This window comes from Cycloclasticus sp. (assembly GCF_019090545.1).
GTDB classification, from domain to species: Bacteria; Pseudomonadota; Gammaproteobacteria; order Methylococcales; family Cycloclasticaceae; genus Cycloclasticus; species Cycloclasticus pugetii.
Genome location: NZ_JAHRVT010000045.1, coordinates 1 through 6,031 on the forward strand (window position 1 = coordinate 1; position 6,031 = coordinate 6,031).

4 protein-coding genes are annotated in these 6,031 nt (G+C 43.4%); 2 read left to right on the forward strand and 2 right to left on the reverse strand.

Annotated features, from left to right (window positions below; all coding sequences use genetic code 11):
* The first annotated feature begins 71 nt into the window (after window positions 1-71).
* On the forward strand, window positions 72-1,196 hold the full coding sequence (locus KUG63_RS10705; RefSeq protein ID WP_287555305.1) for an NAD(P)-dependent alcohol dehydrogenase: 1,125 nt from the start codon (window positions 72-74) through the stop codon (window positions 1,194-1,196).
* 207 nt (window positions 1,197-1,403) lie between these two features.
* On the opposite strand, the gene thiE is transcribed toward KUG63_RS10705, so the two are convergent.
* Both thiE and thiD read right to left on the reverse strand, forming a co-directional pair.
* On the reverse strand, window positions 1,404-2,024 hold the full coding sequence (thiE, locus tag KUG63_RS10710; protein ID WP_015006699.1) for a thiamine phosphate synthase: 621 nt from the start codon (window positions 2,022-2,024) through the stop codon (window positions 1,404-1,406).
* Window positions 2,021-2,824, reverse strand: coding sequence for a bifunctional hydroxymethylpyrimidine kinase/phosphomethylpyrimidine kinase (gene thiD, locus KUG63_RS10715; protein WP_073023123.1), 804 nt, complete (start codon window positions 2,822-2,824; stop codon window positions 2,021-2,023). Before thiD ends, thiE begins: the two co-directional genes overlap by 4 nt.
* A gap of 122 nt (window positions 2,825-2,946) precedes the next feature.
* Here thiD and metH point away from each other — a divergent pair.
* The coding region (metH, locus tag KUG63_RS10720) for a methionine synthase (protein WP_287555310.1) at window positions 2,947-6,031 on the forward strand (3,085 nt) is incomplete at its 3' end.

Genomic DNA, 6,031 nt, shown 5'->3' on the forward strand with positions numbered 1-6,031 from the left:
CATCTTCTGTGTCCTCTATTTAAATAATAATACAGAAAATAACTCCTTAACTAACGGCTTTTACTGTCCTAATGAGCGGAACCGCTTCAATGGAAATAGAAGCAGCAGTAATAAGGGGAAGTAAAGGGGCTTTTGAATTTGAATCGTTGGAGTTAGCAGAAGTATCAGCTGATCAGATTTTAGTAAAAATAGTCGCAGTTGGGCTTTGTCATACGGATTTAACCTGTCGTGATCAAGCCTACCCCGTTCCTTTGCCCATGGTGTTTGGTCATGAAGGGGCTGGCGTTGTAGAAAAAGTAGGTAAAAATGTGACGAAGGTTGAACCGGGCGATCATGTTGTTCTTACATTTTATACCTGCGGTCACTGTGAAGCTTGTTTGAATGGTGAGCCTGCGCGATGTGAAGCAGCATTTGAGCCGAACTTTTTAGGTCGAGCAGTCGATGGTAGTTGTACGATTCATGATCACTCGGGGGCAGCAATCGGTTCGAGTTTTTTTGGCCAATCATCGTTTGCTAGCTATTCACTATCCTATGAAAGAAATACCATAAAAGTGCCTAAAGACGTCCCATTGGAGCTATTGGGGCCGTTGGGTTGTGGCGTGCAAACAGGTGCAGGGTCGGTGCTCAATGCCTTGAACCCACCTGCAGGAAGTGCAATTGCTATTTATGGTGCGGGTGCAGTCGGTCTATCGGCTGTTATGGCCTCTGTTATTGCAAACTGTACAACGATAATTTCGGTTGATGTAAAAGAAAACCGTTTAGCGTTAGCAAAAGAGCTTGGGGCGACCCATGTTATTAATGCCGCTGAGTTAGACCCTGTTGAGGAAATTAAGAAAATAGTGGGTGGGGCAGGTATTGCTTATGTACTTGAAACAAGCGGGGTTCCAAATGTATTGGTTCAAGCAATTACTTGTTCAAAACCAGGGGGTGAAATAGGCATAGTGGGTTCACCAGCGCTAGGTGTAACAATACCTGTAGATGTTAGTTTTATGTTGGATAACCGAACGCTACGAGGGATTATACAAGGCCAATCTAACTTTGATATTTTTATCCCACGCTTAATCGAGTTGTATAAACAGGGTAAATTTCCATTTGATAAATTAATAAAATTTTACGAATTTGATCAAATAAACCAAGCAGCGGAAGACTCAGAGAAAGGCGTGACACTTAAAGCAGTGATGCGACTTCCCAAGTAGTACTTAGAATACAAACGCCGAACCTTACTCTTCGGGTTTTTACGAGGTTTAGTTAGAAATGAAAGAGCGTAATATGCGCATTTTGAATGTCAGAGCATAGTTAAAGAGAATTATCGTGAGCCAGCAAATACTGTTGACTTGCGCGCGTGAGTTAGTGGCAGCTGATGCAAATGCTCTACAGGTCGTGGATAGGTGGGCACTGCAATACTAAAATAAAGCGCTGAAGTGTTGGCAGCTTTCGCTGATGTTATCTGCGCTGAAAATTTGCTCTACAACGGCGATAAAGTCTGCACCTTGATTAATCAGTGCTTTTGCATTGTTGTGTTGAATGCCGCCAATGGCAACGATGGGGATAGATAAAGCAGCTTTCGCATCCTGTAGGGTTTTAAGGTTTGCTAAAGGAATGCCGGGCTTTGTGGTTGAATTGAAAAATCGACCAAATGCAACATAATCTGCACCTTGTTCTTGAGCCTGTAAGGCAAGCGATAAATGGTGATGACAAGTCACCCCGATAAGTGCATCCTTGCCTAATCGTTGTCTCGCTTCAAGAATGCTGCCATCTGATTGACCAAGGTGGACACCCTCTGCCTGACAGGCTAGTGCAAGGGCAGGATTGTCGTTAATGATCAATGGAACGTTATAATTTAAGCACAATTGATGAATAGCCTGTGCTCGCAGCAGTGTTTCAACAGGCGTGCTGATTTTGTCTCGGTATTGCAGAAGGCTTGCACCTCCTTGAAGTGCTTGTTCTACTTTTTCTAATAATAAAGCTGTTTCGGCTATATTTGGTGTAATAGCGTATAGGCCATTTTTAGGTAACGGAGTCATTGCTGAATGCGATTGGGGAAAAGTTGCCCTTTACCAACTCGGTTAGCTAATTTAATGGCTTGGTTAACATATGTTTGTGCCAACGCTACGGCATTGGGTATTGATTGACCTTGCGCGACTAAGGCTGCAATGGCTGAGGCCAGTGTGCAACCGGTACCATGAAAGTGGCCGCTTTGGCGTTCCCATTCATAAGTTATTTGTTTTTCAGGATTAAAAAATAAGTGATTATGCAGTACCGCCCCTGGTGAATGCCCGCCCGTTATTAAAACGTAATTTGTACCTGTGTTAAGCAGTGCTTTGCCAAGGCTTTCTTCATTGTTATCGTGTTGTAAACCAGAAAGTTGAGCCGCTTCGATAGTATTGGGTGTCAACACGGTTGTGAGGGGAAGAAGCGTATTTTTAATTTCATCGAGCAGTGTAATATTGGCCAATGATGTGCCATCACCACTAGCAAGGACGGGGTCGAAAACCACAGGAATATTAGGGTGTAACTGAATGATCTTGACGATAGCTTTAACGGCGTCGACTGACCCAGTTAGCCCAACTTTGATAACAGCAATAGGCAGATCATCAAACAGTACCTTGGCTTGCTCAATGAAATCGTTCGCTTTTAAGGGTATTAAACGATGAACCGTGCTGGAATCTTGTACCGTTAAGCAGCTGATGATTGAACAAGGGTGGCAGCCAAAATGGGTGAGTACTTCGATATCGGCTTGAATGCCGGCGCCGCCAGTTGGGTCATGCCCAGAAATAGTTAGTACGGCAGGTTTTGTGTCTAGATTTTTTGGCGAATGAGACAAAAGAGTGGGGTGCGTTTTACATTTAAAAAGGATGGTAGAGGAATAAATTTATAACAACAAGTGCCTGTTCAGTAGCAAACGAGTAAAATGGCTGATTATTTAAAAACAAACGTACCGAAACAATGGCACAAACAGAAAAACATACACAGCTGTTAGATTTATTAAAGCAACGCATTTTATTACTGGATGGCGCTATGGGTACGATGATTCAGTCGTATGACTTTAACGAAAGTGATTATCGTGGGGAGCGTTTTGCTGACTGGCCAAGCGATGTAAAAGGCAATAATGATTTATTATCGTTAACTCAAGAAGATACTATCCGTGCTATCCATTTGGCTTATTTTGAAGCGGGTGCGGATATTGTTGAAACGAATACTTTTAACTCAACACGTGTTGCTATGGCTGATTACGATATGCAAGAGTTATCGTATGAAATTAACGAACAATCGGCTCGTATTGCAAGAAAAGCGGCAGATGAGATTGAGGCAAAATACCCTGGCAGAGTATGTTTTGTAGCAGGTGTTTTAGGCCCAACAAATCGTACGGCCAGTATTTCGCCGGATGTAAACGACCCTGCTTTTAGAAATATCAGCTTTGATGAATTGGCGGAGGCTTATACAGAATCAATTGATGCGCTGATAAAAGGTGGGGCCGATATTATCTTGGTAGAAACCATTTTTGATACGCTCAATGCGAAAGCGGCGCTGTACGCGATTCAAATGTATTTTGAAACACATGATGTTGAATACCCAGTCATGATTTCTGGCACAATAACCGACGCCTCCGGTCGAACGTTGTCAGGTCAAGTAACCGAAGCATTTTGGAATTCGCTAAGACATATCAAGCCGATTAGTATTGGCTTTAACTGTGCTCTTGGTGCTGAAGAGTTGCGCCAATATGTAGAAGAGTTGTCTCGTGTTGCCGATACGTATATCAGTGCACACCCCAATGCAGGTCTACCGAATGAGTTTGGTGGTTATGACGAAACACCAGACGATATGGCCGGCCATATTCGGGAGTGGGCGCAAAGTGGTTTCTTGAATATTATTGGTGGCTGTTGTGGAACATCACCTGAATTCATAACGGCAATGAAAGAAGCAGTGAGCGATAGTGCACCAAGGGAAATACCGAAGCTTGAGGTTGCCTGTCGATTGTCTGGCTTAGAGCCGATGAATATTTTTAAAGACTCTCTGTATGTCAATGTGGGTGAGCGAACGAATGTGACCGGTTCGGCTCGGTTTAAACGCCTAATTAAAGAGCAAGATTACGAAACAGCACTCGATGTAGCGCGTCAGCAGGTGGAAAGTGGCGCTCAGGTGATCGATATCAACATGGATGAAGGCATGTTGGATTCGAAAGCAGCGATGATACGTTTTTTAAGTTTGATAGCGGCAGAGCCAGATATATCGGTGGTTCCCGTGATGATCGATTCTTCTAAATGGGATATTTTAGAAGCCGGTTTAAAGTGTGTGCAAGGCAAAGCGATCGTCAATTCGATTAGTCTGAAAGAAGGCGAAGAAAATTTTATCAATCAAGCTAAAACCATTATGCGTTACGGCGCGGCAGTGATAGTGATGGCGTTTGATGAAACCGGGCAAGCAGATACATTTGAACGTAAAGTTGAAATTTGTACACGTGCCTATAAAGTGCTGACTGAAAAGGTTGGCTTCCCAGCCGAAGATATCATTTTTGACCCTAATATTTTTGCCATTGCCACAGGCATCGATGAGCACAATAATTATGCGGTTGATTTTATTGAAGCAACACGTGTTATTAAGCAAACTTTGCCACATGCTATGGTGTCTGGTGGTGTTTCGAATGTGTCCTTCTCCTTTCGAGGAAATAACAAAGTCAGGGAAGCGATTCATGCGGTATTTTTATACTATGCGGTTCAAGCAGGCATGGATATGGGCATTGTCAATGCAGGGCAGCTAGCAGTATATGACGATATTCCTGATGAGCTACGCGAGAGTGTCGAAGATGTCATCTTAAACCGGACACCTAAAAGCGGTACCTCTGCGACAGAGAACTTATTAGCCATTGCTGAAAAATACCTTGAGGGTGATTCAGAAGAAGCGGTTAAAGAAGCCGCCGAATGGCGATCTTGGCCGGTTAAAAAACGCTTAGAGCATGCGCTGGTTAAAGGCATTACAGAATTTATTGAAGAAGATACCGAATTGGTTCGACAAGAAGTTGAGCGTCCTTTACACGTCATCGAGGGGCCGCTGATGGATGGTATGAATGTAGTAGGTGACTTGTTTGGCGCTGGTAAGATGTTTTTACCGCAAGTCGTAAAGTCTGCGCGTGTTATGAAAAAAGCGGTCGCCTATTTAATGCCGTTTATGGAAGAAGAAAAGGGTGATGTGGTGGAGACTAACGGAAAAGTCTTAATGGCAACAGTCAAAGGCGATGTGCATGACATCGGTAAAAACATAGTTGCTGTTGTGCTTCAATGCAACGGTTTTGAAGTAGTTGATTTGGGTGTAATGGTACCTGCAGATACTATTTTGAAAGAAGCCAGTAAACACAATGTTGATGTGATTGGCTTAAGCGGCCTGATTACGCCATCTTTGGATGAAATGGTGCATATGGCAAAAGAAATGGAACGCCAAGGGTTTGATATACCGTTAATGATTGGCGGTGCGACGACATCGCGTGCGCATACAGCGGTAAAAATAGAACCGCACTATCATGGTGTAAGTGTGTACGTTACCGATGCGTCTCGGTCGGTTGGTGTGTTGAGTAATTTAATGGATAAAAGCGCGGCGAATGATTATCAGCAAAAAATTCGTGAGGAATATGCTGAAGTTCGTGAGCGTCATAAGGGTCGTCAGTCTACAAAACGCCAGCTTAATTTAGACGATGCCAGGCAGAATGCAAGCACGATTGATTGGAGTCAGTATACACCGGTAAAGCCGAGTTTCTTGGGTACCAAGGTGTTGAATGATTTTCCACTGGATGAAATTGCAAAGTTTATTGATTGGTCACCCTTTTTTCAAACTTGGGAGCTGGTTGGAAGCTACCCTAAAATTTTAGAAGATGAAATAGTCGGTCAGCATGCAAAGGACTTGTTAAAAGATGCCAAAATCATGCTGCAAAAAATTATCGATGAGAAGTGGCTAACGGCGCGCGCGGTGTTTGGGTTTTATCCAGCGAATAGTCGGGTAGATGACGTAGTGGTTTATGCAGATGAGTCGCGTACAAACG

Bases quoted from the DNA above. Each gene is read 5' to 3' on its own strand.
- KUG63_RS10705 (WP_287555305.1), top strand. From the start codon at position 72: ATGAGCGGAACCGCTTCAATGGAAATAGAAGCAGCAGTAATAAGGGGA.
- thiE (WP_015006699.1), bottom strand. From the start codon at position 2,024: ATGACTCCGTTACCTAAAAATGGCCTATACGCTATTACACCAAATATA.